Origin of the sequence: Pseudoclavibacter sp. CFCC 11306 (assembly GCF_008831235.1) — a bacterium.
In the GTDB taxonomy this organism is placed as follows: Bacteria; Actinomycetota; Actinomycetes; order Actinomycetales; family Microbacteriaceae; genus Pseudoclavibacter_A.
Genome location: NZ_WBKF01000001.1, coordinates 1,028,860 through 1,053,603 on the forward strand (window position 1 = coordinate 1,028,860; position 24,744 = coordinate 1,053,603).

The following is a 24,744-nucleotide window of genomic DNA, read 5'->3' on the forward strand; positions in this document are numbered from 1 at the left end:
CCTGGGGCTGACGCCTACCATGCCTCCGCAAGCAGGCGCATGCTGCGCAGCCGATCCGCCGGATCGTGCGCGTACGTCACCGTGATGAGCTCATCGGCCCCGGTCGCGGCCGCGAGCGCGCGCAGTTCCGCCACCACGACATCCGCCGAACCGACCGCACGCACCCGCAGCATCGCGTCGCTGAACCGCTGCACCTCGGGCGGCAGCGATTCGGGGTCGACCGCGGGCTGGAGCGGCAGGCGCGCACCGGTGCGCACGCTGGCCATCATCTGCTGCACGGTCGTCCACAGGCGCCGAGCCTCGGCGTCGGTCGGTGCGACCATCACGTTCACGCCCACCATCACGCGCGGGCGGTCGACCTGGGCCGTGGGAGCGTCCGCGTTGAACTCAGTACGGTAGGTCTCGATCACCTGCTGCATGCCGTCGGGTGCGAAGTGCGACGCGACCGCGAACGGCAGGCCCATCGCGCCGGCGATCGACGCGCCGACCGGGCTCGATCCGAGCACCCAGATCGGCACGTTCGTTCCGGCCGAGACGCCCGAGACCACTGGCGCGCTCAGCGCTCGGCCCTCGGGACCGAACCAGCCGATCAGGTCGGCGATGTTGCGCATGACCGCCTGCGGAGCCGACCCCGAACGCGCGAGCAGCGACGAGGTGGTCGGGTCGGTGCCCGGGGCCCGCCCGATGCCGAGGTCGATGCGCCCGGGGTGCAGCCGTGCGAGCGTGCCGAACGCCTCGGCGACCATCAGGGGCGGGTGGTTCGGCAGCATGACGCCGCCCGAGCCCACGCGGATGCGGTGGGTGTTCGCCGCCGCCCGCTCGATTAGCAGGTCGGTTGCGCTCGCTCCCAGCTGCTCGGTGTTGTGGTGCTCGGCATACCAGTACCGTTCGTAGCCGAGCTCGTCGGCCAGCTTCGCCGCGTCGAGTGACGCGTCGAACGCTGCATTCATGTCGCCGCCAGCGCTGACCGGCACGAGGTCGAGCACGTTCAGGGGAATGTCGTTGCGCATGAGGCTCCTTTTTGCCGTGGACCGTTGTTGGCGCAGCTGCCCGCAGCGGCTCCTGCCGCAGACGACTGTGAACTGCGGCAGCTTGCGGTCTGCTGCAGAGAACTCGCCTTGAGTCGCAACGCATCTGGGCCCGGGGTTCTTCCCTGTGCCGGCATCCCCGGATCTTCCCTGTGCGGGGCTTCTCTTCTCACCCTGCCCTAGGTTCTTTCCTGCGCCGGCGTGCGCGGGCAGCTTCCCCTCACCCACGCTCTTCCCTGCACGGGCATCCCCCGCCCCGCTGAAAGCACAGAACGTGTGACCTTCATCCGAGCAAGCCCGCACCTTCTGCGCACTCACGCCGCATTCGACAAATTCTGCACACTCGACGCCGCACACCGCCCCAAACCCCACCGAAAGTACAGAAGGCGCGACCACCAACCGAGCAAGCCCACACCTTCTGCGCACTCACGCCGCATTCGACAGGTTCTGCACACTCGACGCCGCACACTGCCCCAAACCCCACCGAAAGTACAGAAGGCGCGACCATCAACCGAGCAAGCCCACACCTTTTACACACTCGACACTGGCCAGACCGCTCTGCCGCATCCAGACATAGCAAATGCCGCCCAGACCATCCAGACATGGCAAATGACGCCCCACACCATCCAGACATGCCAAGTTCCATGTCTCGATGTCAGAGGGCGGCATCTGCCATGACTCGATGGAGTTGAGCCCACACTCACATGGTCAGAAGGGACCAGGTCGGCATCTGCCATGGCCCGATGCCCTCACACTCGGCGAATCGCCCGCGCCCTGTTCGCACGCGCGACCTGCGCCAGCTCCGTCTCCGGCGCAAGCAGCTCCCAGGCGTGCGGCACGCCGGGATAGACGCACAGCTCTACCTGCACACCCGCGTGCAGCAGTCGCTTCGCATAGTCGATGTCTTCATCGCGAAAGATGTCGAGCGTACCCACATCAATGAACGCATCGGGCAGCCCGGAGAGGTCAGAGGCGCGACCGGGCACAGCGTAGGGCGACGCCGGCTCCAACGCCCCTGCACTGTCTCCGAGCAGCGCCTGCCACCCGGTGATGTTGTCTTCGAACGTCCACGTCAGAAACGGCGCAATCGCGGGGTCGGTGACCACGGTGCGGTCATCGAGCATCGGGTAGATGAGAATCTGCTTGGCAAGCTTCGGGCCGCGCCGATCACGCGCCATCAGTGCGAGCCCGGCGGCGAGATTGCCACCGGCGCTGTCCCCGATCACGAAGAACCGATCCGGATCGCCACCGCCGAGTTCGTCAAGGTGCTCCCACGCCCAGACCAGGCCTGCGTAGGAATCCTCGCTCGGCGTCGGGTGCGGGTGCTCTGGCGCCAGCCGATAGTCGGGGGCGAACAGCGGCACGCCAGCTTGAGCCGCGTAGCCTGCGATGATCGGCGTGTACTGCTCGATCGTGCCCAGGATCATGCCTCCGCCATGTGTGTAGACCCCGAACGCGTTCGACTGTCGCTCCCGGGGTGTGAAGAGTCGACCGCGGATGCTCTGGCCGTCCCCGACCGGAATCTCGTGATCCGTGATGGTCACCTGGGTGTCGTCGAAAGGCTCTTCTCCGGTGCCCAACAGCGCCTTGAACGCTTCACGGCGACCTTCGATATCGCCGACGGCGGGCAGTTCAGTGGCTGCGGGCGGTTCGCCCTCAGTCTGCTGAGCCGCAAGAGACGCGGCGGATTCAGGATCTACAGTCAGTTGGGCCATGAGCAGCTCCTCGGTTAATGGCACCCGGCGCGGGTGCATCACTATGGCACAGCATGTTCACTGTGCTCTGGCGTTTTGTATTCGCAGCGCTTTCGCAATACGAACGTACGAGTGAGTCTGCTCTCGGTGGGACAGCCACACCAATCAAATACGACAACCGACCTTCTCTTGGTGAAAGTGCAGAAGGTGCGGCCTTCAGCCAACGATTCCCACAGGTTTTGCACTCTCGACACAGCTCTGAGCAAGAACTGCACGCTCATGCCCATCATCAGCATGAACTACGCACTTGCGTCTGCCATCGGCGAAACCGGCGCACCCGCCGCGCAAAGGCAGTGAGGCCGCGAGACAGCGAGGCCAAGCAACGTGCCCAGCCCCCATGAGTTCCATGAGCTTCATAAGCACCATCAGCATCATCAGCATCATCAGCATCATCAGCCCGATCAGCCCGATCAGCCCGATCCACTGGGGAACACGTACATAACGCAGCTGCTGCCGGGGCTTCATGCCCAACGTGCGCCCGGCATCCGCTTGATGAGACGGCACCAGGGCGCCACGCGCCACGTCATTGATCTCGGTCCCGACGCACAGTGCGAAAGCCACCGCCACGATGGTCGTATATGCCGCCACGCACGTGACCAGCACTGGCCGGTGCGGGTAAGTAGTACATGCCGATCAGATAGTGCACGGTGCTGGTCTGATCATGCGCCTCGGAACGCCTCAGCCATGTAGACGCCACGTGTCAGCGCGAGACCGATGATGTCACAGGTCTGGGCCGGCAGGCTCATACTGACGGGCAGCAGAGTCGTCTCGATGATCGGCCACTTCGCTGTCGCTCACCTCCGGTCTCTCTGCGCCTGTTCGCGTCGTGGTGACGCACGCTTCGTTGTGCGGATGCCGCGCGCCGCCGCGCGATCGACTCACTCTGGCAGCATTCGCCGGTACGACCTGCCCAATACAGTGTTTTGTCAATCCGTGGGGCAGTCGGGCTGTAATTCGGAGCACAGGTTCCCCCAGCAGCAGGTGCTACGCCCGACGAAAGCGTCGGCTGAATGCCGCAGAGGGCGGCAGACGGTCGCCTAAGTCCTTCGAGACCTCCATCAGCGAAAATGCAGGGGCTTCATCTCACGTGGATGAGATGAAGCCCCTGTCGAGTCCTGCTTCAGCTTCTGTCTGTCTGTCTGTCTGTCTGTCTGCACGAGCGAATCAGAAGCTTCACTCGTGGAACAGCACTTTCAGAAGCTTCGGGTCAGCTGTTGCGACGACGTGCCATGCGCCTCATGAGCAGGCCGGCGGCCAGCAGCGCGATCCCGAGCACTGCCGCTCCTGCCTCGAATCCGGTACGAGCCAACGATGACGGAGTGCTCCCACCCTGATTCACCGGCTCCGTCTCAGTTTGCGCTGGCTGACCGGGCTCCTCAGGCGTGGGCGTCACCGGCTTCAGCGTCACACCGGCGTCGATGGTGGGGTCAATCCCATTGGTCGCGGTGAATGCCTGATCGGTGTAGTCGAGCGTCAGGTTGCCGTTCGACGCACCAAGCGTGAAGACATCGCTGATGCCCGTCGCCGGGTCGGCGTTCGAATCGTCTTCTGCGGTGGAGCCCTCAACCGACTTGCCTGTGAACTGGTACTTCGCGGCCTGCTCGTCAGTCAGTGTGAACTTCACACGGTAGTCGCCGGCTGGCAGCTTGTCGAAGAGGTAGCGTCCCTGCTCGTCGGTGGTCACTGGTTCGACACCGGCAACCGGGTTTCCGTCGGCATCGAGCAATGTGACCGTGACACCGGCCAAACGCTCAGCATCGCCCTGCTGCCCGTTACCGTCAGCATCCACCCAGACGACGTCGCCCACGGCATAGGTCGGCGTGATGAACCCGAAGTCGAGCGACGTGTCACTCGCGCCATCGGTGGTGAGATCAGTCGAGGTCGCAGAACCCGTCGAAGAGTCCTTGCCACGATCACTGCCCGCACCTGGCTTCGTCGGCTCCAGCCCCTTCAGCGCATCCTTCGACGCATCCTGATCAATCGTCACCGTGTAGTGCTGGCCCGCGGGCAGCACCGGCAGAGCCTTGAACGAATACTCACCATTCGCATCGGTAGTCACCGAGCCGACAGGCTTCCCGTTGACATCTGTCACCGGGTTGCCCTCAGGATCCGTGATCTTCAACACGACACCGTCAATGCCAGGCTCACCAGCATCCTGCACACCATCACCGTTCGTGTCCTTCCAGACCAAGTCACCAACCGACACCGACGGCGTCGGCAGCTTCACGAACCCGAAGTCCAGCGTCGGGTCGCTCGCACCATCCGTGGTCAGATCAGTCGACGTCGCAGAACCCGTCGAAGAATCCTTGCTCGCATCAGAACCGACACCAGCAGTCGTCGCCTTGTATCCCTCAGGCGTGGTCACAGTCACCACATAATGCGTACCCTCGGGCAGCACCTCGAGACCCGTGAACTCGTACTTCCCAGTCGCATCAGTCTTCGTCGACAGCTGATCGGTTGTCAACGGCGTTCCATCGGCAGCCGTCACCAGGGCATAATCAGAACGCGTGATCGTCAAGGTCACCCCAGACAACGCCTTATCCGCTTCGCCACCCTGCAGACCGTCAGCGTCACCATCAACCCACACGTAGTCACCAACCGATACCGACGGAGCCGGCTGAGGAGGCGTGTTCACGAACCCAAAGTCCAGAGTCAGATCCTGCGCCTTATCTGTGGTGAGATCAGTTGAGGTCGCAGACCACTTCGACGAATCCTTCGCGGGATCACCGACATTCGACTGCGTCGGCTCCAGACCGGTCAGCGCATCCTTCGATGCATCCTTGTCAATGGCAACCGTGTAATGCTGGCCCGCAGGCAACACCGGCAGATCCGTGAACGAATACTTGCCGTTCGCATCGGTAGTCACCGAGCCGACAGGCTTTCCGTTGACATCCGTCACCGGGTTACCCTTCGGATCCGTGATCTTCAACACGACACCGTCAATGCCAGGCTCTTCCGAGCCCTGCACACCATCACCGTTCGTGTCCTTCCAAACCAGATCACCAACCGACACCGACGGCGTCGGCTGCTGCACGAACCCGAAATCCAAGGTCAGATCCTGCGCCTTGTCAGTCGTGAGATCGGTCGATTCAGCAGTCCACGTCGAAGAATCCTTACCGGTGTCGCCGCCAGCGCCGTTCTCCTTGGTCGGCTCCAGACCGGTCAGCGCATCCTTCGACGCATCCTGATCGATCGTCACCGTGTAATGCTGGCCCGCAGGCAGCACCGGCAGATCCGTGAACGAATACTTACCGCCATCCTTAGTCGTTGCCGGCCCGACAGACTTGCCATTGACATCGGTTACCGAGTTGCCCTTGGGATCCTTGATCGTCAGCACGACACCATCGATGCCAGACTCACCCGCATCCTGCACACCATCACCATCGGCGTCTTTCCAGACGTAGTCACCAACCGACACCGACGGGGCCGGCACCGGCTTGGTCACGAACCCGAAGTCGAGGGTGAGGTCTTTCGCCAGGTTCGTCGTGAGGTCGGTCGATTCGGCATTCCACGTCGAAGAGTCCGTACTGGTGTCGCCGCCAGTGCCGTTCTGCTTGGTGGGCACGAGGTCAGCCAACGCTGCCTGTGACGCTTCCTGATCGATCGTCACCGTATAGTGCTGGCCCGCGGGCAGCACTGGCAAGGCCGGGAACAGGTACTTGCCGTTCGCGTCCGTGGTCACTGATCCGACGACGTTGCCGTAGACGTCAGTGACCGGATTGCCGTCAGGGCCGACCAGGTTCAGCACCACACCCTGGATGCCGGGCTCGCCGTCATCCTGCACACCATCACCATCGGTGTCGCGCCATACGAAGTCACCCACAGAGACTGCGGGAGTCAGCCCATAGCCAGCGTCAAGCGAGTGATCGTTCGCGCCGAGTGCTGGCGTGGTATAGGTGAACGCGCCCGTGGACGGGTCGGGGTTCGAGTCGACCAATGTCTGCTGTGCTGCATCTGTCGTATCGCCGGTGGCCGTCTGCGTGGTCAGCTTGAGCTGGCCCCACGTCGTGCCGGCGTAGTCAGTTCCTTCAAGCGAGGCGATGACTGCGCTCTTCGTTGCGTCGGCTGGAGTGGAGAACACCAACGTGTACTCCGTATTCGACTGCAACGCATAGTCCTTGTCATCGCTGCTGAACAGGTAGTTACCCTGCGCATCGGTGGTCTTGGTCGCCAGGGTCTTGCCCTCTTTGTCCTTCAACGTCACGGTGACGCCGCCTAGGGCTGGCTCGCCCGCATCCTGCACGCCGTCGTTGTCGGCATCGAGCCAGACACGGTTGCCAATCTGCAATGGTGACGGGCTGGTCAGAATGGCGAGCCCACCGAGGCCGCCCGCTTTCCCGAAGTAGCCGCTCGCATTGCTGCTGTACTGGTCATAGCCGTGCAGGCTCTGGCCATCGCTGAGGCTCAGCCACTTATTGCCACCGGTCTCGTAAGCCGTCACTGGATCGTACGCTGTCGTGGCGACCTGCTGCAGACCTGGAAGAGTCTGCACTGCACCGAGCGCGGTCTCTTGGTGCAGTGAGAGCCCTCCAGTCGACCCCGCCTGATCTTCGAAGAACTCCTGCCCGCCGGGGCCCTGATTGGCGGGGCCTTGAGTGCCCTTGTCGTCGATGGCTGCTGTACGCGTCTCGCTGCCGAGAGACGAGGTGCGAGCTGTCACCTTCCCGTTGTTCTCGAGCGTCCAGGCCGAACCGTTGTACCCTGCATAGAGAATGTCTCCAGCTGGCAGCGTCGAAGGTCCGACCGTGCCGTTGTTTGTGAGCCCTGTGCCATCAGGCCACGGTGAGTTCTTGCCGCTCAATTGCAGCGACCAACGGTCTTGCAGACCGAGCACAGCGTTGCCCGACTCATCGAACGAGATGCCCGAAATGATGGGCTGTGCCCAAGTCTTGAAGTTGTACTGACCGACGTCTGAGGCAGCTTTCAGCGCGGTGCCCTCTGCCGCCCATGAGGTGACCCATTTGTGCCACTGCGTCTGGGCCCGAGCATTCCCTCCCGTCGCGGCAAGGCCTCGATCGTATCCGAGACTGATCGAGTCGAGTCCGGGCGCATTGTTCCAGTCGCCCGCCTCAGCACTGTCATCGCTGGGGATCGCCGTGTAGGCGACCCTGCCTGTCGGGCCTGTGGTCGTGTCGCCGACCGTGTGATCTGTGCCGAGCGTATTCACCAGGCCGACGTAGAGCTTGCCCGCATTTACGGCCAGCGCCCAAGGCTGCTCCTGCGTGGTGCCGTCCCATGTCGCTGGGGCGTATGTGCGCACAACCTTACTGCTCGTCGTGTTGATCTCGTAGACCTTGTGATCGTTCAAGTTCGTGATGAACAATGACGAACCGGAGACTGCGATGCCGCCGATGCCGGCACGGCCTCCCTGGTCGAAGGCCTGAGGGTCAGGCTCGGTTGAGCGTGCATCGTCCACAGTGCCCACGTCGATGCCGACCTGGGTCACATCAAGCCACGAGCGGTCGGTATCGGTTGTGTCGCCCGGAAGGAGCTGTCCGTCACCAGTCACCGGGATGCGATAGATCCCGCCGAGCCCCAGTGATCCGAGCCCTGAACCGCCTTTAAGCACTGCAGAGGCATAGACGTAGCCGCCGCCTTTGGCCACTGAGTCATCCGGCTGATAGGCCACGCCCCAGACAGCACCCGTCTGGTTGAAACGGGCCAGGACGTACTGCTCGTCGTTGGTGTTGGCGTCAGGAACAGCAGAACCAGCAGGAAGATTGCCTGGAATGGAGGTGAGTGACGGGTTGTTGCCGTACTCTCCGTCTGAGGCACCCGACGACTGAATGGCGGTGATGAAGGGGCTGGTCAGCCCCTTCGAGTAGTCCTCGAGACGGTGTAGCCCGAGATTCACTGAGGATGCCCCGGCCGTGACGAACTGCACGCTCGAGCCCGACGAAGACCCTTGGAAGGAGTCGTAGAAATCACTGGGATACCCACTGAACACCACGCGCACTGGAGACCCGTTCGCGACTCCCGTCAGCGGGAGCGTGTACGTGCCGTCAGCGTTGACCTCAACCTGCGACCCGATGTGCTTGCCGTCTTCGGCATAGGCGTCGACCTTGGTTCGCGAACCGTCGGTACCACCGAGCCCCACGTCGATCAGCCCATCGGCGGCCGATGCCGACCCGTCAGCCTTCGCAGCGTCGAACTGGCCGTTCGAGTTGAAGTCCCGGAACACCGTTCCCGATATGGTCGGCTCGTCTGCGGCAAACGCCGGGGTCACGAGGGTCATGCTGGCAAGAACAGTTGTGGCCGTGGCGATCATGGCCACGCCGCTTCGTCTCGTGAATGACCGACTCTGATTGTCGTTACTGCGGCTGTGCGATTTCACGCAATCCCCTCATGACGGTTCACACGAATGACGTGCAGACGCAGAGTCGGCACCCAGGTGCAAAGCATTCGAAAGCTGGCGACAGGTATGCCACCAAGCAGGATGATATGCGCGATTCAGGTCGACGGCGTTCGCGAGGGTCAGGTTTCACCCTTTTTTTCACCCTACGCAGCCGAGGCCGAACGCCAGTCAGCGTTCCAGTGACGCGCCCAGCTTCTGGGCCGAGTCGAACCCCGGCAACAGGGCGAAGGCACCGATGCCTCGTACAGACGTATAGGCCATCATCGCGTCCATATCATCCATTCGCTGCTGGGTGGCCACGAAAGTGCGCACATCGTTCTGAAAGCTCGTGAACAGCAGCCCAGAGACCGTGCCCGCTGACAGCACGCTGTAACTGCGTCTGAGCATCAGCGGCCTGCCCACGAATGACGGGTGCGCCGCCCGAACGTGGGATGATGCCGGTGTCACATACGAACCAGTCGACGTCTTGGCCAACAGATCTGACTCGGCGAACGTGTCGCCACCGGTCAGAGGCGAGCCATCAGCTTTGTGCCTGCCTATGACCTGCTCCTGATCGCCCTCGGCCAACTCTCGAAACCGATCGACGTCGAGGTCGAAATGGCGCACCACACAGATCGTCCCGCCGGCGAACGCCCCTGAGCCGATCCACACACCCTGTTCGAGTGCGTCGTCGTCGCGCGGAATCATGACGCCGTCATAGAAGCCAAACGGATTGCGAGCAACGTCTTGTCTCGGCCTGCCGCGGTATCCGGCTTCACTCCATCGCAGTGACAGCTGTGCAGCCGCCACGAGTTCGGCGGTGACCGGCTCAAGTATGCCGGGATCGCTGGCAGATGTGATGATCAACACGTCACCGCCGCGTCGCTCCGGCGGCAGCGCGTCATCGCCGGCGAAGTGCGGCAGGTCGACACGAGCAGTGCTTCCTTCGACCAGCTCGACCAGACGCGCACCCACGCCAATGCAGACTGCAAGGTCTCCGGCGCCATCTGGCAGCAGACCCGACGCACTCTCAGCGAGCGAAAGCACGCGGTCCCCCAGTGCAGCAAGCATCGTGACTAGGTCTTCTCGAGTGCGAGTCTGTGGCGCATCCAACACACTGTAGAGCGCGTGCGACGCTGGCACGTCAGGCCGGTTAATACCCGCCTGATGCTCTCCGGTGGCCACGACCCGACTGACGTCACCGGCGTTCGCACTCGTCGAGGGATCGTCTTGCACCGGCAAACGATCCGAGACCGCAGTCGCGCCCACCGCACCGATCGCCATGCCTCCAAGCAGCGACCCTCCCCCGAAGAGCAGCTGGCGTCTCGACCAGCGCCGGCTCTCCGGTCTGAGCGATGCTCCGTCTTCGTGCTCTGCCGGCACGGAGGCCGCGCCCTTGGCCTCAGGGCCGTCTCGACCAGGTTCGTCGCTCACTGTGCACTGACCCCAGGAGCAGTCAGCGTCGGCCCGCTCTCTGCACCGAACTGCACGGTGCTCCACTGGCTGGCCGCCCGAATCTCAGCTTTCACCAGACGCCCATCGTCTGTGACCCACAGGCGAACGCTTGACGCTTCGGGGTCTACCGCGGCACTGCTCTGCCCCTCGGCGACGCTGTCAGACGGCGGTGTCGCGAACACGCGAACGCTCTGCCCGTCAAATTCGTCGTCACGCAGCCAGAGTGCCCCTGTCTGCTGCAGCAGCATCGGGTTGTCCGGGCGATCAGTTCCCAACGCCGCCAGCACCTTCAGCAGCTGAGGCAGCGCATCCGTCGTCGAGCCAATGCCCTGCGCACTCCAGCCGGCGTCGTTCACGTCGGGAATCGGCAGCGCAGGGTTTCCCAGAGCGTCAGGCTGTGAAGCATGCACCCCGGCGGTCGACCCCGTCCACAGCACTGCACGGTTGGACGTTCCCTGCTGTGTGAGCTGCGTATAGCCAAGCTGACTGTGGTAATCGACCCACCCTTGCAGACCGACATCGCCTTCTGCCGTCTTTGCCTCGACGGTCACCGGTACACTGCCCTGCTGAAAGAGTTTGAACCTGACCGTCGCCAGCTGCTGCGCCTCGTCGGTAGAGACCGGTCTCGCTACGCTCTCTGCCCCGTCGTCAGCTGACGAGCACCCGGCCAGGGCCGTCATGCCACACAGTGCGGTCAGCACCAGCGTCACGAGTCTTGTCCACATCCTCATAGTCATCGAACACCCGTCAGGGCGACGAGCAGGCCGGCGTCGGGCACGGCGATGTGTGTCACGTCGGGCAGCTGCATCTCATCGGGCAGAGGGTCTCGTGAGGTGCCGGGATCGTCCATCTGCGGCTGTGCTTTGGGCGCGGGAACCTCAAGAAAGCTCATGCCAACCGGCGCTGACGGACCGGGCAGCTGGTCAGCCGAGGCTGAAGACTGCTGAATCTTTTCACCGTCGCACGCCCGAGACAGCTCTGCTGCGAACCCGACTGGCAGGGCGGTGCCGGCTGGCGAGAGGCAGTTGGCGGATGCCGGTGCGCGCCCGGAAGAGATGTTGGCGGCAGTCACCGGGCTACCCGATATCAGGTTGTCGGTCAGGCGGTTGCCGGTGGATGGCAGGTCTTCGGTTGAGGCGAAGATCACGGCAGAGCGCGCGTTGTTCTCGATGCGATTCGCAGTGATCGTGTTGTCTTGGCCGCCGCTAATACCGATGCCCGTGCCGAACCCGCCATCGGCTTGGCTGGGTGACTGACTGGTCTGGTTTTCGCTGATCACATTGCCGGCCACAACATTGCCGCGTTGGGGGGTGAAAGCCTCTTGGTAGTTCGACAGCAGCGTCATTCCGACTCGGTTGTCGGTGAATCTGTTGCCGGTGAGCACGAGCGAATCTGAAGCGTTCGCATTCTCGAAGCCGACGGCATTTCGCTCGGCGACGTTGCCAGTCACAGCGATGTTGCACTGCTGGCATTGGCCGACGTAGAAACCGGAGTCTGCTGAGCCAGACGCATACGAGTCTTTGATGATGCCGTTCTTAGCGTTGAACGCGTAGATGCCGTAAAGGCCGTTGTTGTAGGCGGTGACGTGGTCGACCGCGAAGCGCTGCGTCGCCGGAAACTTCTCGGGGTCGAACTGCTCGTACCCACTGATGCCGGTGACGTCTGCCCCGTTCTCATCGTGGGTGCCAGTGATCAGCACGCCGTAGAGCGTCGCTCCTGTCACGGTGAGATTCTCGACGCGCACGCCGTCGGCGATGCCGACGATGCCGAGCGGGCGCTGCCCCTCGCCGTCGATGATCGTTTCGTTGCGATCACTGCCGCGAACGGTCACGTCACGAGTCTTGATCGTCATGGAGTCACGGTAGGTGCCCGCGCCCAACACGATCGTGCCGCCCTCGGCCACCCGGTCTGCGGCATCCTGCAGCGAGCCAGAGTCGGGGGTGACCTCGACGACAGCCTCTTTCGGCGCCGTGCCCGTGGCACAGCCGGTCAGAGCAGCCGCGAACAGAGCGGTGCCGATGATCACGGTCATGCGCGAGAGCAGGAACAGGCCTGCGGTCGAAGCGTTGTGAGGCATGTCTCGAATCATACGCGTGCTCCTGCCGGGGACTCGTTGCCATCGTTCCCAGAATGGCTGTCCTCGCCGTCTGCGTCGCTGTCACGGCGCTTCTTGCCTTTCTTGCGCGGGGGCGCGAACAGCATCCACCCCACGACGCCCGACCCGCCGACGAACCAGACGGCCCACCACGGAAACCCGAGCGGCGCACCATCGGCGCCGAGCTCTTCGCTCGCGTCACCCTGACCATCGGGCAGTCGCTTCGCGTGCACCATGAACCGGTGGCTGTTAATGCCGATCGGTGTGCAGGTAAACAGGGTGACCCAGTCCTCCCCCGGGGTGATCTTCAGCGACTCGGTCTCGCTGGGCAGCACTGTCTCAGTGCTCTCGACGCGATAGTGGTGGTCTTCGCCGAGCACGCTGATCCAGAAGGTGTCGCCGACCTCGGCCTTCGACAGATCGGTCAGCAGCTTCGATTGCGGCAGACCCGCGTGAGCGGTGAGCACCGAGTGCGTCGAGGGCCCACCCACCGGCAGCGACGTGCCGTACATGTGCCCGACGCCCTTCGAGATCGTCTCATCAGCGGTGCCGTGATAGATCGGCAGCCCGATGTCGAGCTTGGGGTAGCTCAACGTGCCGATCACGTCGGTGTCGCTCACTCGCAGCATGTTCTCGTAGGCCTGATAGACCTCTGTGCGCAGCGCCTCGTCTGGGTTCTCGGTGATGTACGGGTCGGTCAACGGCCCCGGCTTCAGCTCATTGTTGTAGGCGTAGGCCGCATCGAGAATTCTCTGGCGCTCAGCCGACGGGGTCTGTTGCACGCGTTCGACATAGCCCGAGATCTGGTTGTTCTGGGCGATGCGCGCGAACCACGTCGCCGCCTGAGGGTACACGAGCAGGCCGATGCCGAGCATCGCCAAGGTCTGCAGCACGATGTTCCAGGCCAGACGCCGCTTCTGTGGAGGGGTGCGGGACGCGCGCGGCTTGCGGTGCGTCGTCATTCGTCGTCGGATGCTTCACGCGACTCCGCTGCGGCCGTCGCCTTCTTCGTGTCGTCCGGCTTGCGGCGACGTCGAACCAGCGCCAACGCACCGCCGCCGATCAGCACGATGCCCAGCAGCACGAGGCCAGTGAGCTGCGCGCCGGTGCGCGCCAGAAACCCTGGAATGCCGTCGTCCGCCCCAGGCTGCCCGGGGGTGTTTGGCGGAGTCTTTCCTCCGTCGTTGGTGTCATCACGCCAGACCTCGAAGGTGGTGACGGCAGGGTCGTCGACTGATGTGATGGCAGTCTGCTGCACGTTCCAATCGCCCATCCAGCCGGCAGGGTAGAACGTCGGCTTGACGAAGAACGAGCGGTAGAGCGGGTCAGAGGTATCGCGGTCGAGCCCGTTCACGAAGTTCGACAGACGGAACCCTTCAAGTGTGATCTGCCCGCGATCGTTAGTCGTCCATTCGTCAGTTCCGTCGACGACAATCGCGTTGCGGTCGTTCGCGGCGTCATCTGCGCTCAAGTAGACCTTGAATTTCGCCCCGGGAATCAGGTTCGAGGGGTTGCCCTTCTCGTGCACGTTGATCTGCAGATACCCGAACTTTGTGGTTGTCTGGGCTGTGACAGCGGCCGTTTGGCCGGCGATCGCTCGGTTGTCTGGCAGCAGCCGCACCTCGTTGGTATGCGCCCCCTCAGTCAACACAGTGGTGTGATAAGTGATCGCGACCTGCACCTGTGGGTCTGTGGCACGGGCCTGCGTGAGCTTGGCACGGCCAGACTCGGTGAAGGTGACTTGCACGGTCGGGCGGCCGTTGACGGTGATGATCTGCGTCTCGAAGTCATCGCCGGTCAGCGCAGGCGCACCTGTGCCGGTGAGTGCGACCTGTACCTGGTCTGCAGCGTCAGAGAGCTCAAGCCCCTCGGCGATCAAGTTCTGCACTGCGTATCCGTCAAGGCTCTCGGTGCGTGGCACATCTGAGGTCGAGGTCCAGCTCACCGTGTCGCCGATGGTCACGGCATTGGCATCGATGTCGGTGAGCGAGACGCCCACGCGTGGGTTCTTCGGGTACACGTGCACGGTGTACATCCACTGATCGAGCGTGGGATGCTGCAACGGCATCGCCACCAGGAACGGGTCTGCGGCGACAACGCCTGCCGGCGCATGGGTCTCTTGCACGTAGTACAGCCCGACCCCCAAGTCGAGGGTGAGCGTGCCGTCGCTGCCAGTCGCCCCAGCACCAGCGGCCGACTCACCTGCGATCAGCTGAGCGGCCTCGGCTGTGTTGAGGGTCTTTGCCGCAGTCCATCCGGCATCGGTGGTGAGGTCGATGCCCGGCACGCGGGTGGCGCTGAACTGCACACCCGAGATCGACCGATAGCCAGAGCTGTCACTCAGCGGCAGCCCGTCGGTGGGCAGCCCGAACTCCTGTGGCTGCTCGAACTTGTGGATCACCAGGTGCGTCTGCGCATTCGGATCGATGTCGCTGGTGCGAGGTTCCCCAGAGGCGTGTGCCGGTGTGACGAGTGACAGTGTCGCAGCCACGAGACCGACGATCATGAGCAGTGCGAAGCCGACTCGCGATCGTCGTTCGCCCTGCAGGTTCAAAGATGACATGGTCATTGGTGTTCCTTCGTGGATGCTGTGCGGCGTCGCCTGTGCGAGGGCACGAACAGAATGTAGGCCACGGCACCTGAGACCGTGACGAAGATGACAGCCCACCAGGGGAAGCCGGGGCCTGCGTGCCCGGCAAGTGTCTGCAGGCTGCTGTCGTCAGGCGCGGCAATGCGCGCTGCGGTGACCAGCAGACGGTGGCTGTTGATCCCGATCGGAGTGCAGGTGATAAGGGTCACCAAGTCTTGGCCGTTGACGATGCGCAGGTGGTCGGTCTGATCGGGGGTGATGACCTCGGTGCTCTGCACTTGGTAGTAGTGCGTCTCGCCGAGCACGCTGATCGTGAAGGTGTCGCCCACACTCGCCTGATGCAGTGGGGTGAATAGTTCAGCATTCGTCAGCCCGGAGTGCGAAGTCAGCACGGAGTGGGTCGATGGGCCGCCGATGGGCAGCGATGACCCGAACAGGTGACCGGCCCCCTTGGCCAGCACGTCAGCGCCGGTGCCGTGGTAGATGGGCAGATCGATGCTCAGGCTGGGGTATGAGAGCTCGCCGATCATACCGTTGTCTGCAATGTTCAACGTGTCGCGGTAGGCGGCGTAGGCAGCAGTGTCTGCGTCGGCATCGGGGTTGGTGTATGGGTCGCGAAGCACGCCGGCGGGGAGTTTGCTGTTGTATGCCTGGGCGGAGGCAAGCTTCTGCTGACGCTCGCCTGATGGCAGTGTTTGCACCGTTTCGTTGTAGCCCGAGATCTCAGACTGCTGGGCCCGTTCTGCGAACCAGTTGGCAGTGGTCGGGTAAAGCAGCGCTCCGATGCCGAGCATCGCCACCATCTGCAGAATGATGGGTACAGCCCATCGACGTGGTGGGTGAGGTGGCAGTGGGGAGGCGCCGAGCTGAATTGACTTCGCGGCCTGGTCGGGCTCGACTGTCTGTGTCATCTCGGCACCTCCCTTCACTCTCATCACCAAGTTGTGCGGCGATGGCTCAGCAGGAGAACGCCTCTGAGCCACCACCGTTCACGATGCAGCGCTTACTTGGCTGCATCCTCGTGGGCGCGGCGGCGACGTGCCACGATGAGCACGGCAGCGAGAATCGCGATGCCGAACACCGTGAGCAGCAGCGTGCCGGTGCCGCCAGTCAGCGGCAGCACGAAGCCGCCGTTGTTGGGCGCGTTCTTGACCACAGTGGTCTCGACATCGGTGCCAGCGGCGGTCACATTCACAACGATCGGCTGCGCAATGAGTTGGTAGTCCTTGGGCGCCTTCGTCTCGACCAACCAGTACTGGCGAGGGTTATTCACAGCAGTCTCACCGTTGACGAAGTCACTGAAGAACAGGCCAGAGATGACCACCTGGCCTGTGCCCTCTGCCGTCGTCCATTCATTCTTCCCATCAATCGACAAAGCATTCTGCTGCTTACTCGCATCGTCGCTCGAAGCGAACACCTGGAAGGTCGCTCCTCCAAGCTTCGTCGCATCGTTTGCTGAACTCACCTTCTCGATTTTGATGTCGCCAACCTTCACAGAGGCTGTTGCCGTCACAGGCTTGGCATCGTTCACGACGAGGCTCACGTTGTTCGGGATCTCAGCTGCCGTCGTGCTCGCCGCGTTGAGCGCCGACTTGTTGACCGAGGTGTCGAGGGTCAGCTGCACCTGAGCTTTGGGGTCAGCCTGCCAGGCTGCCACCAGCTTGGCGAGGCCAGTGGTCGTGAACGTCACCGTGACGCTGCCGCCACCATTCGCGATCTCAGCAGCAGTTGGCTCGGCCATGGTGTAGTCGATGCCGAGAGTGAGATCGGGCAGCGCGGGCTTCGGATCCACAGTCATGGTGCTCGACAGCGTCACCTTTGCGCTGCTCGCGACGTAGGTCAGACGTGCGTCCAAGGTATCGGTCAGCACGTATTTCGTCTGCAGATCTGCGGTGTTCTTCGGGATGTCGCCCTTCACCGTCCACGTGACATTGTCGCTGTCGCTACCGCTGGCAGCCGCGTGGGCAGTATCGTCTTTGACGGTCTTTGAGACACTGACCTTCGAGTTCTTGGGGTAGACGTAGATGTCTGTGAGCCAGCCGCTCTTGGTCTCCGGATTTGTCAACGGCACTGCGACCAAGAAGTCGTTTGCTGGGGTAACGCCCATCGGGGTATCAGCAGTCTGAACCTCTTTGAACAGATACAGTCCGCGCGGCAGATCAGTGAACGTCGCGTTACCTGCGCCTGCAGTCTTCTGAGACTGAGCAGGTTTGGCATCCGTGGCGAGCTTGGAGGCCGCTGCGGCAGCATCCAGCGTGCTGGCAGTCTGCTGGCCAGCATTCGTGCCCAAGTCGACGCCTGGCACCAAGTAGGCCTCGAAGGTCACACCGTTGATGGTCTTGCCACTGATGTTCTGTGCCAGGCCGGTTGCTGGATCTCCGATTGTGTCGGGCTGCTCCAGTTTCGTGATGTGCACTGTGCCCTTGTCGGGCACAGGCTGCGCAGCCGTTGTGTCAGCCTGCGCGCCGAGCGCACCGCCGAGCGACAAGGCTGCCGCCGACAGCAAAGCGACGGCAGAGGCAACGAAGCCCCTGCGGCGTTTGCGGTGAATCATGGTGTTCTCCCTTTTCTTGATGATGAGGTGTTTCTGCGGTCTAATGAGGAATTCGTTCTTGAGCGCCGAGTGGCATCTTGATGGACGAGTCATGCATGCTTCCCGTGGGGCTTCACAGTCTGGCTCTGACGGCGGCGCCACCAGAGGGCCCCGCCGAAACTTCCACCGAGCACGATGCCACCGGCGATGAGTGTGGCATAGAGCCATTGGCCGCCGGTCAATGGCAGCTGAGCCGGCACAGAGTCTTTGACAATCATCAGATAGCCGGTGGGATTGACGCATGCCACTGGGCGTTCGCCAACATCGGCCCCTGGAAGGCAGCGTCCGACCAAGCCGTCATCGGCGTTCTTGATGTCAAGTTGTCCACGCCCCTTCTGAGCCTGACCTTCGTTGTCAGGCACAGGGATCGCCTCGCCATCGGCATCCGGCCAGATTGTAAAGGCTATCGGCTCACTCAGCAGTTGCACGCCGTTGATGGCTCGTCTCTGAGACCCGTCCAGACTGATCTGTTCCGTCGGCGCTTTGGTCTCGATCAGCCAATAGTCACCTTCGCTGAGGTTCTCCGAACGCCAGCGCCCAGTCTGGCCACCGCTTCCATCAGGTTGGGCATAGAGAAGGGCGCAGAGCGGTAGTTGAGAGTCGTGACTGTTATTCCAGTCTTTGATGGCTTGCAGGGTCGCAGAGTTCTGCCCCCAGTCAGCATCGCCGGAACCGGTAAATGTGCCGTCCCACCCTGTGCCGGGGTTGTAGTCAGTCCGGCACAGCTTCAGGCTCGGCTTCCCGGAGGGCTTCCCGTTGTCATCGTCTTGGACCTCGAACTCATGTCCCACCATGTTCCAGAGACCGGTTGTGTCTGTGCCCCACGCCCCGCCGCGCTCAAGGTCTTCTCCCACACCAGAAGCATCTTTACGGATAGTAAAGAAGTTGTCGCGGAGCTCGTGCGTGACTCGGCACTGAGCAGGGAAGTTCTCATCTGCTGGATCGTCTGCGGTTGGGTTAATTGAGACATCCGGCTGCGCCGTCTCATCAGTGCCACAGATAGTGGGAGCGAGTGTCGACGACTCCGCGGTTGCGTAGTTGACGAACTTCGATCCTGATTGCGGCGTTGAACCCCATGCTGTGGGGATGCCTACAGGCGACTCCGCGAGCTGAACCGCGAACCATGCCTCTGCAGACACCGCGCCTGCCGGCACCTTCACCTTGGTCGTCTGCAGAAGCCAGCGGCCACTTGAGGCGTCTTGAGACGGCGCCGGCACACCGGCATCCCCGGCATAGGCAGCCACGGGCGACGTCGACGTTCCGTTCACCGTGCCCGAGGAGTCCAGTGAGTTGCCCGCAGCGTCGAAGAAGTAAATGCCTCGGCTGCGCGCACCACCCGGCACAGCGGCGTTGGGCGCCCACCCGGCGGTCTTGAAGACCTGCGTCAGGTCATCAGTGAACTGCAGGTCATCGATGGCTGTGCCTGAGCTGAGTTTCGTAGCCGCCAGCCGGTAGTGCACGTTGCCACCCTTGTGCAGTCGCGCTCCATCGACGGGCAGGGACGTCTTGGATACCGACCAAGCCTTAATCGGATGCTCAGTGCACGTCGAGGGGGTTGTCGAGTCTGTCGGCTGCATACACGTCGTTGGAGGGGTCACTGTGTTGCCGCTGGCATCAAGACGCGGCGTGACATAGTTACGCAGATCGTACCCTTGCAGCGGAGCCGACTCAGCCTGTCGATCCGAGGCGCCGTCACTGTTCTTCTTGACGTTCACCGTGAACCAGACAACACGGGACTGCCCACGGAGCACCGTACCCGTGATGGCAAGGGTCGGGGTTGAGTCGGCAGACTTGTCAGTGACCGTCACACCCGAACTCGTCATGTTTGCACAGTTGTCATATGTCGCGTTCAGGTCATCACATACTTTGATGCTCTCCGCGTTGAACTCCGCATCGTCCAGGACGTCACGCAGGTGGTCGACATGATCGATGGCCGCGTCATAGGTGCCATCTCTGTTGTCGAAGGTGAGCTTGTACTTGACCACCGATTTCTCTTCATCGGCATCCGTGCTCGCGTCAACAGTCGTTCCGGTCGCGGGGTCTGCAGTCTTACTGACCACCAGCTGTGGCTGTCTTGCCACGTTGGTGAACGTGCAGGTGATCGCGGAGCCCAAATCTACCTTGAGATTTGGTGAGGAGACAGTCGTTGCCGTCGCCCCGGTCGGTTTGCAGACCAAATCAGTCCAGTCGTAGCCATAGGCCCACGACAACGTTCCGGCAGGAGCCTCGGTGAGGCTATACGTGCCCGTCGCAACGGGAATCTTCACGCCGTCGACACTTCCGCTGACGGTCTTGGCGGACGCTGCTCCCGGAGTCTGGTTGCTGAGACTCAAGTTCCACGCAGATGGGGCGTCGACGGCGGCAGTCTTGCCGTCTGGGGCAAAGGCCTTCTTCGCCAAAGTGACGTAGGGGGGTGTGTAGGTCACCGTGCACCCAATGAACTGCCCGGGCTTCAGGGTGAACCACGTCTGATCCACTTGACCGTTGCCGGTCTGCGGCGCACTCGTGCCGGTCCAAGTGCCGTTTTCACCCGCACCGGCTGGCGTCTTGGTACAGACCCACGCCGCAGAGTAGGAAAAGGCATTCGCACCGCTGGCAACAGACGAAAAGGCAAGCTGCGTACCGTTTGCGTCGACCGGGAACTGCTGGTCACCTGTTGTCGCAGACGTAGCAGTAGAGCCAGTGTTCGAAATGACGGTGATGGGTGACGTCAGGTTTGCTGAGAAGTCACCGCCGGTAGGGCTCCCGTCTGTACCGACAATTCGATCTTTGACGTTGGTGGTGATACTCGTCTTTGCCATCAGCAGACCAAACGCAACAGCCTGGCGCCCATTGCCCTTCATGGTCTGCTGAACGTTGAAGGTCTTCTGAGCACTGACAGGAGATACCTGCAGCATAGGTGTACCTGTTTTTGGTGACCCTTGGTTACTGGTGGCTGAACAGGTTATCGTCTTTGTCCCACTGTCAAGAGCGGGCCAGAACGATGTACTCGATGCTTGGCAGGCGTCACCAACTGCAGCAGTCTTGCGGGCGGGATTCGTTGTGGCGGTTGCGAAGGCCGAGGGGTTTGTAGGCAGCCACTTAAAGTTCGATCCGCCATCGGTGGTCCATTCGATCCACTCACCGTTATCTGTCGATTCGGCGTCAGCTGCAACAATTGAATAGCCACTCACCGCAGTGGTTCCCTGAAGCAGCCGAATGTTCTTCAGGTTGACGACAGTCTGTCCGCTTTGGCTTTGCTGATACAGCGCCGGTTTCACCGTGTTCTTGATATCAGACGGGAACTCATAATAGCCGTTGCGACCGAGAAACGAACCTCCGACCGAACCTTGATCCCAGGTGGGAAAAATGTTCGCTGAAACGTTGTGTCCCGAGTTCTGCGCTGCTGCGGTGATGTCAAGATCAGCTTTGAGCGTCAGCCCATTCGCCAAGCCTATGTTGATCGGGTAGTTCGTCAGATTACCGAAATAGGTACTTCCGTTTGAGTACAAGCCCTGGGCTGTCACAAGGTTATTTTGAGCCACCGTGACACTATTCTGCTGCGCTGTCGTTTGATTGTTGTTCGTCGACGTACCGGTCGATGTGACAGAACCGTAGCTGCTGCCCAGAACACTCTCATACACCAGGGTCGTCGTGTAGGAGTATGGCCGTGTGGAGGTACCGTTGCGCACGGTGCTTGTACTCGCTTGCTGATACGCCGTCGTCACTCCCGAAAGGTCGAGCCAGCACAACGTGTTCTGGTACTCGGCTGTGCTCGTGCCCGCATTCGCATACGAGCAGCCATTCGTCGTGGCTGATACTGCATCTGCGGCCGTCGCGCCCGCCGCTGGCTGAGAGCTGATGCCCGTAGTCTGCGCATTGGCGACTTCGGCTGCTGGCATCGTTGCCGCAGCCGAGGCCGGCGCTGAAGACGATGACAGCCCCGTACCCGCGAGCACGCTCAGCGCAGTTGCCATCACCGCGACAGCACGACAGACACGTCTTGCTCGAACTCTAGTCACAAAACCCTCCATACACGTCTTCGGGGCCAACAGGGGTCACGAAGAGGTGTGTTGTAGTCAAAAATCTCCCCAAGCCACACGCAGAGTCGGGTTCTGCAACAGCCTCACTGTTCAAATACCACGCACTATGGCCAACTTGCATTCTATACGAATTCCACATCATACGACGCTGTTCCCCACCCTAGTAATATTGCCCTCGCAGCACGGGAAATTCCTGCTGCAAGCCTCATATAGTGAGGCTCTGAGCAGGGCCTGAAGCGAGGCCTGCGAACATTTCTCAACCAAGTTCACCCCCGAATACACCCCCCAAAGCAAGGGGCGAAGGCGACAGCGCCGATGGCGCTATACGTCAGACAGGTCGAATGAAGGTGTAGCCGCTCAGCACCGTCTGATAGCTGACGGTCGCATTGTCGCCGCTTCCGCTCTTTATCTCTTGCGCTGACACCGCGTTGACCCAGAAGATGCGATCAGTGCCCTGTGCCGCCTGCACGAATCCAGGTGCATAGTCGTAGCTCGACCCCCGCACCGTGATCGAGACAGGCACGGCCTGCAGCCTGTCGTCGCTCGCCGTCGCGTCGAGCGCCTGCTGTGTGCGGTCGACTGCCTGCTGCTGGTCGACGGCCGGTGGCTGGGCAGAGATTGGGTAGTCTTGCACGATCTTCAGAAACTCTGCGTATGAGATCGGATCCTTCCACGTGATGCCGGTCAGCTGCACGCCGTTCTGAGCCACGATATCGTTCACCGAGCGCAGAAAGCCATCTTGGTCAGTGGTTGCAGGAATGCTGCGCTGCAGATCGGCGAACTGATCGCGCAACGAGCTGATCTGCCCCGCCTGTTGCTTGGCTTGAGCGATCTGCGACTGATAGATCGTCTGCTGGGTGTTCTCTTGCGTCACTTGAGCGTCGATGCGGTAGCCGTTCTGAAAGAGCGGCACGATCACGAAGACGAGCACGATCACCTGCAGAGCCACCAAGGTCACGATGGTCAGCAGACGAATCGTCTTGGGCGACTGCAGCATGCTGCGCTGATCGGTCATTGCTGAACCCCGTTCGTCTGTGAGCCGGCACCGGCATCTGCTGTGGCCTGGGCGAACCGATGTGTGAAGACATCAGTACTCAGCACGATGGTCAGGTTCGACTGAAACCCTGTCTCGTCAGACGATGCGCTCGAGCCGTCTGCGGCATCCTCAAGATTCCTGACTGACTGCGCGGTGATTCCTGCCACCCCGTGCACCTTGCGCACGTTGTCGATCCATTGACTGATGTTGGGCAGGTCCGAGCTGTTCGCGGTGATGCTGATCGATCCGATGTTCGCTGCAGAGGGCTTCTCGGCGCTCGAGCTGCTGCCGGCACTGCTGCCGCTGCCAGCCCCAGCGCCCACAGACTGCAGATCGAACTTCGTGATGCGCATGTTCTCCGGAGTCGAGCTGCTGACATCGGCGAGCAGCTGGTGCAGGTCGGCTTCACGAGCAGTGACGGCCATGCGGTCATTCTGCAGCTGCACGATGTCGTTGCCTAAGTTGATCGCCTCAGAGTTCTTGGCCAGCTCGGCCTGCAGCTGCTGAGTCTGTTGCTGGGCAGAGTCGAGCTGCCTGTTCACCAGCGACTGCGATGCTGCACCGTAGGCGATCAGCACCCCGTTCGCGAGCACGAAGCTGGTTCCTAGGATTGCAATCAGTCGCCGTGCCGAACGCACGTCGAGTCGGTGCACCTGACCGGGCGGCAGCAGATTGACCCGAGCTGCGCCGAACAGCTGCGGCCCACGAGAGGGCTGTGTCTTGCGTGCCATCGTCAACGCTCCTCTGCCAGTCCCAGTGCGGCAGCCGCCGTCGCAAGATGCTCGTCGATCTCGTGGCGCAGATCGTCATTGGCCACCAGTACGCCGCTGAGCGGCTGAGCCTCTGCCAGCGGCAGCCCCAGTCTGCCGGTGAGCGCGGTGCGCAGACCGACGAGCTGACTGCCTCCTCCGGTGACGATCACCTGTCCGATGTCATGCAGCCGATCGGTGTTGCGAAAGTAGGCCACTGTGTCTTCGATGCTGTCGATCACCCGGTCTGTCGCCGTCGTGATGGCCTGTTCTTCGTCGGTTCTGGCCTCGCCGCCGAGATACCCCGTCGACATTTTCAGCTCTTCGGCCTCGGCAAGATCGATGTTGTGCACAGCTGCCACTGCCTGCGTGATGCTGTGCCCGCCTGCCGGAATGATTCGCACGAATGCCGGCAACTCACCGTCGATCGCGACGATCTGCGTGGTGTCGGCGCCGAAATCGATGATCAGCGTGGGCCGAGCGGATGCCGCGCCCACGCCGCCAGCGTCGCCATCAGTGCCGAACGCACCAGAGGCATCCATCGGATGCAGCTGATCATGCAGCGCACGCATCAGCGCAAAGGTCGTCAGATCGACGCCGACCAGACGCAGACGCGCAGCCGTCAGCGCGTCTGCCAGTGCCTCGAGCGGGGCGGCCTCCGTCGCGACGAGCAGTCCGGTGTACATCGGTGCTCCATTGTCGATGGTCAGCCGGGTCGGAAAGAAATCGAGCACCGCTTCATTCACATCGATGGGCAGCGCATCGTCGACCTGATAACGCAGACTCGCCTTGATCTCAGGCAGCGGCACACGGGGGATGCTGTGCTCGCGCACGTAGACGCGGCGGTTGCCGACCGCGATGTGCACGTTACGCGTGGTGAAGCCGCCCTCGTCGAAGAGGTCTTCGAGTGCAGCCGTGAGCTGTTTGGGGTCGGCGACGGCTCCGTTGACGATGACACCGTGGGGCAGAGACACCTCGTGGTATTTCACCACCGTCAGCGAACTGCCGGAGCGCCGCATCTGAGCACCGCGCAGAGCGGTGTGCCCGACGTCGATGCCGATAAAGTTCTTGCTCATCGAGCCCCTTGT

At 62.2% G+C, this 24,744-nt stretch carries 15 protein-coding genes; all 15 read right to left on the reverse strand.

From position 1 onward, the window contains the following. Nucleotides 1-14: 14 nt before the first annotated feature. A complete protein-coding gene (locus F8O09_RS04495) occupies nucleotides 15-1,010 on the reverse strand; it encodes an LLM class flavin-dependent oxidoreductase (protein ID WP_158054074.1) in 996 nt (331 codons plus the stop codon). Between the two features lie 767 nt (nucleotides 1,011-1,777). Continuing rightward, nucleotides 1,778-2,743, reverse strand: a complete 966-nt coding sequence (locus F8O09_RS04500; protein WP_158054075.1) for an alpha/beta hydrolase — start codon at nucleotides 2,741-2,743, stop codon at nucleotides 1,778-1,780. A 195-nt stretch (nucleotides 2,744-2,938) separates the two neighbouring features. After that, the gene (locus tag F8O09_RS04505; protein WP_158054076.1) at nucleotides 2,939-3,343 is read right to left on the reverse strand and encodes a hypothetical protein; all 405 of its coding nucleotides are present in this window, start codon (nucleotides 3,341-3,343) and stop codon (nucleotides 2,939-2,941) included. Nucleotides 3,344-3,989: 646 nt separating this feature from the next. Continuing rightward, on the reverse strand, nucleotides 3,990-9,017 hold the full coding sequence (locus F8O09_RS04510; protein ID WP_192497555.1) for an SdrD B-like domain-containing protein: 5,028 nt from the start codon (nucleotides 9,015-9,017) through the stop codon (nucleotides 3,990-3,992). 288 nt (nucleotides 9,018-9,305) lie between these two features. Next, a complete protein-coding gene (locus F8O09_RS04515) occupies nucleotides 9,306-10,550 on the reverse strand; it encodes a Dyp-type peroxidase (protein WP_158054078.1) in 1,245 nt (414 codons plus the stop codon). Further along, nucleotides 10,547-11,296, reverse strand: coding sequence for a hypothetical protein (locus tag F8O09_RS04520; protein WP_158054079.1), 750 nt, complete (start codon nucleotides 11,294-11,296; stop codon nucleotides 10,547-10,549). Before F8O09_RS04520 ends, F8O09_RS04515 begins: the two co-directional genes overlap by 4 nt. 8 nt (nucleotides 11,297-11,304) lie before the next feature. Next, complete coding sequence (locus F8O09_RS04525; RefSeq protein WP_192497556.1) at nucleotides 11,305-12,648, reverse strand: nitrous oxide reductase family maturation protein NosD; 1,344 nt, start codon at nucleotides 12,646-12,648, stop codon at nucleotides 11,305-11,307. An 8-nt stretch (nucleotides 12,649-12,656) separates the two neighbouring features. Continuing rightward, on the reverse strand, nucleotides 12,657-13,628 hold the full coding sequence (locus F8O09_RS04530) for a class C sortase (protein WP_225732872.1): 972 nt from the start codon (nucleotides 13,626-13,628) through the stop codon (nucleotides 12,657-12,659). After that, nucleotides 13,625-15,235, reverse strand: coding sequence for a SpaH/EbpB family LPXTG-anchored major pilin (locus F8O09_RS04535; protein WP_158054081.1), 1,611 nt, complete (start codon nucleotides 15,233-15,235; stop codon nucleotides 13,625-13,627). The genes F8O09_RS04530 and F8O09_RS04535 overlap by 4 nt, the downstream gene beginning before the upstream one ends. Continuing rightward, nucleotides 15,232-16,167, reverse strand: coding sequence for a class C sortase (locus F8O09_RS04540; RefSeq protein ID WP_225732873.1), 936 nt, complete (start codon nucleotides 16,165-16,167; stop codon nucleotides 15,232-15,234). The genes F8O09_RS04535 and F8O09_RS04540 overlap by 4 nt, the downstream gene beginning before the upstream one ends. Before the next feature lie 92 nt (nucleotides 16,168-16,259). Continuing rightward, a complete protein-coding gene (locus tag F8O09_RS04545) occupies nucleotides 16,260-17,810 on the reverse strand; it encodes a SpaH/EbpB family LPXTG-anchored major pilin (protein ID WP_192497557.1) in 1,551 nt (516 codons plus the stop codon). 89 nt (nucleotides 17,811-17,899) lie between these two features. Further along, entirely contained in the window at nucleotides 17,900-21,805 is a 3,906-nt protein-coding gene (locus F8O09_RS10400; RefSeq protein WP_192497558.1) for a hypothetical protein, read from the reverse strand. Nucleotides 21,806-22,199: 394 nt separating this feature from the next. Continuing rightward, nucleotides 22,200-22,886, reverse strand: coding sequence for a type 4a pilus biogenesis protein PilO (gene pilO, locus F8O09_RS04550; protein ID WP_158054083.1), 687 nt, complete (start codon nucleotides 22,884-22,886; stop codon nucleotides 22,200-22,202). Further along, nucleotides 22,883-23,638: a hypothetical protein gene (locus tag F8O09_RS04555; protein ID WP_158054084.1), complete on the reverse strand. Its 756-nt coding sequence runs from the start codon at nucleotides 23,636-23,638 to the stop codon at nucleotides 22,883-22,885. Before F8O09_RS04555 ends, pilO begins: the two co-directional genes overlap by 4 nt. Nucleotides 23,639-23,640: 2 nt before the next feature. Further along, nucleotides 23,641-24,732 (reverse strand): type IV pilus assembly protein PilM, encoded by a 1,092-nt coding sequence (gene pilM, locus F8O09_RS04560; protein ID WP_158054085.1) that lies wholly within the window; start codon nucleotides 24,730-24,732, stop codon nucleotides 23,641-23,643. Nucleotides 24,733-24,744 lie beyond the last annotated feature (12 nt).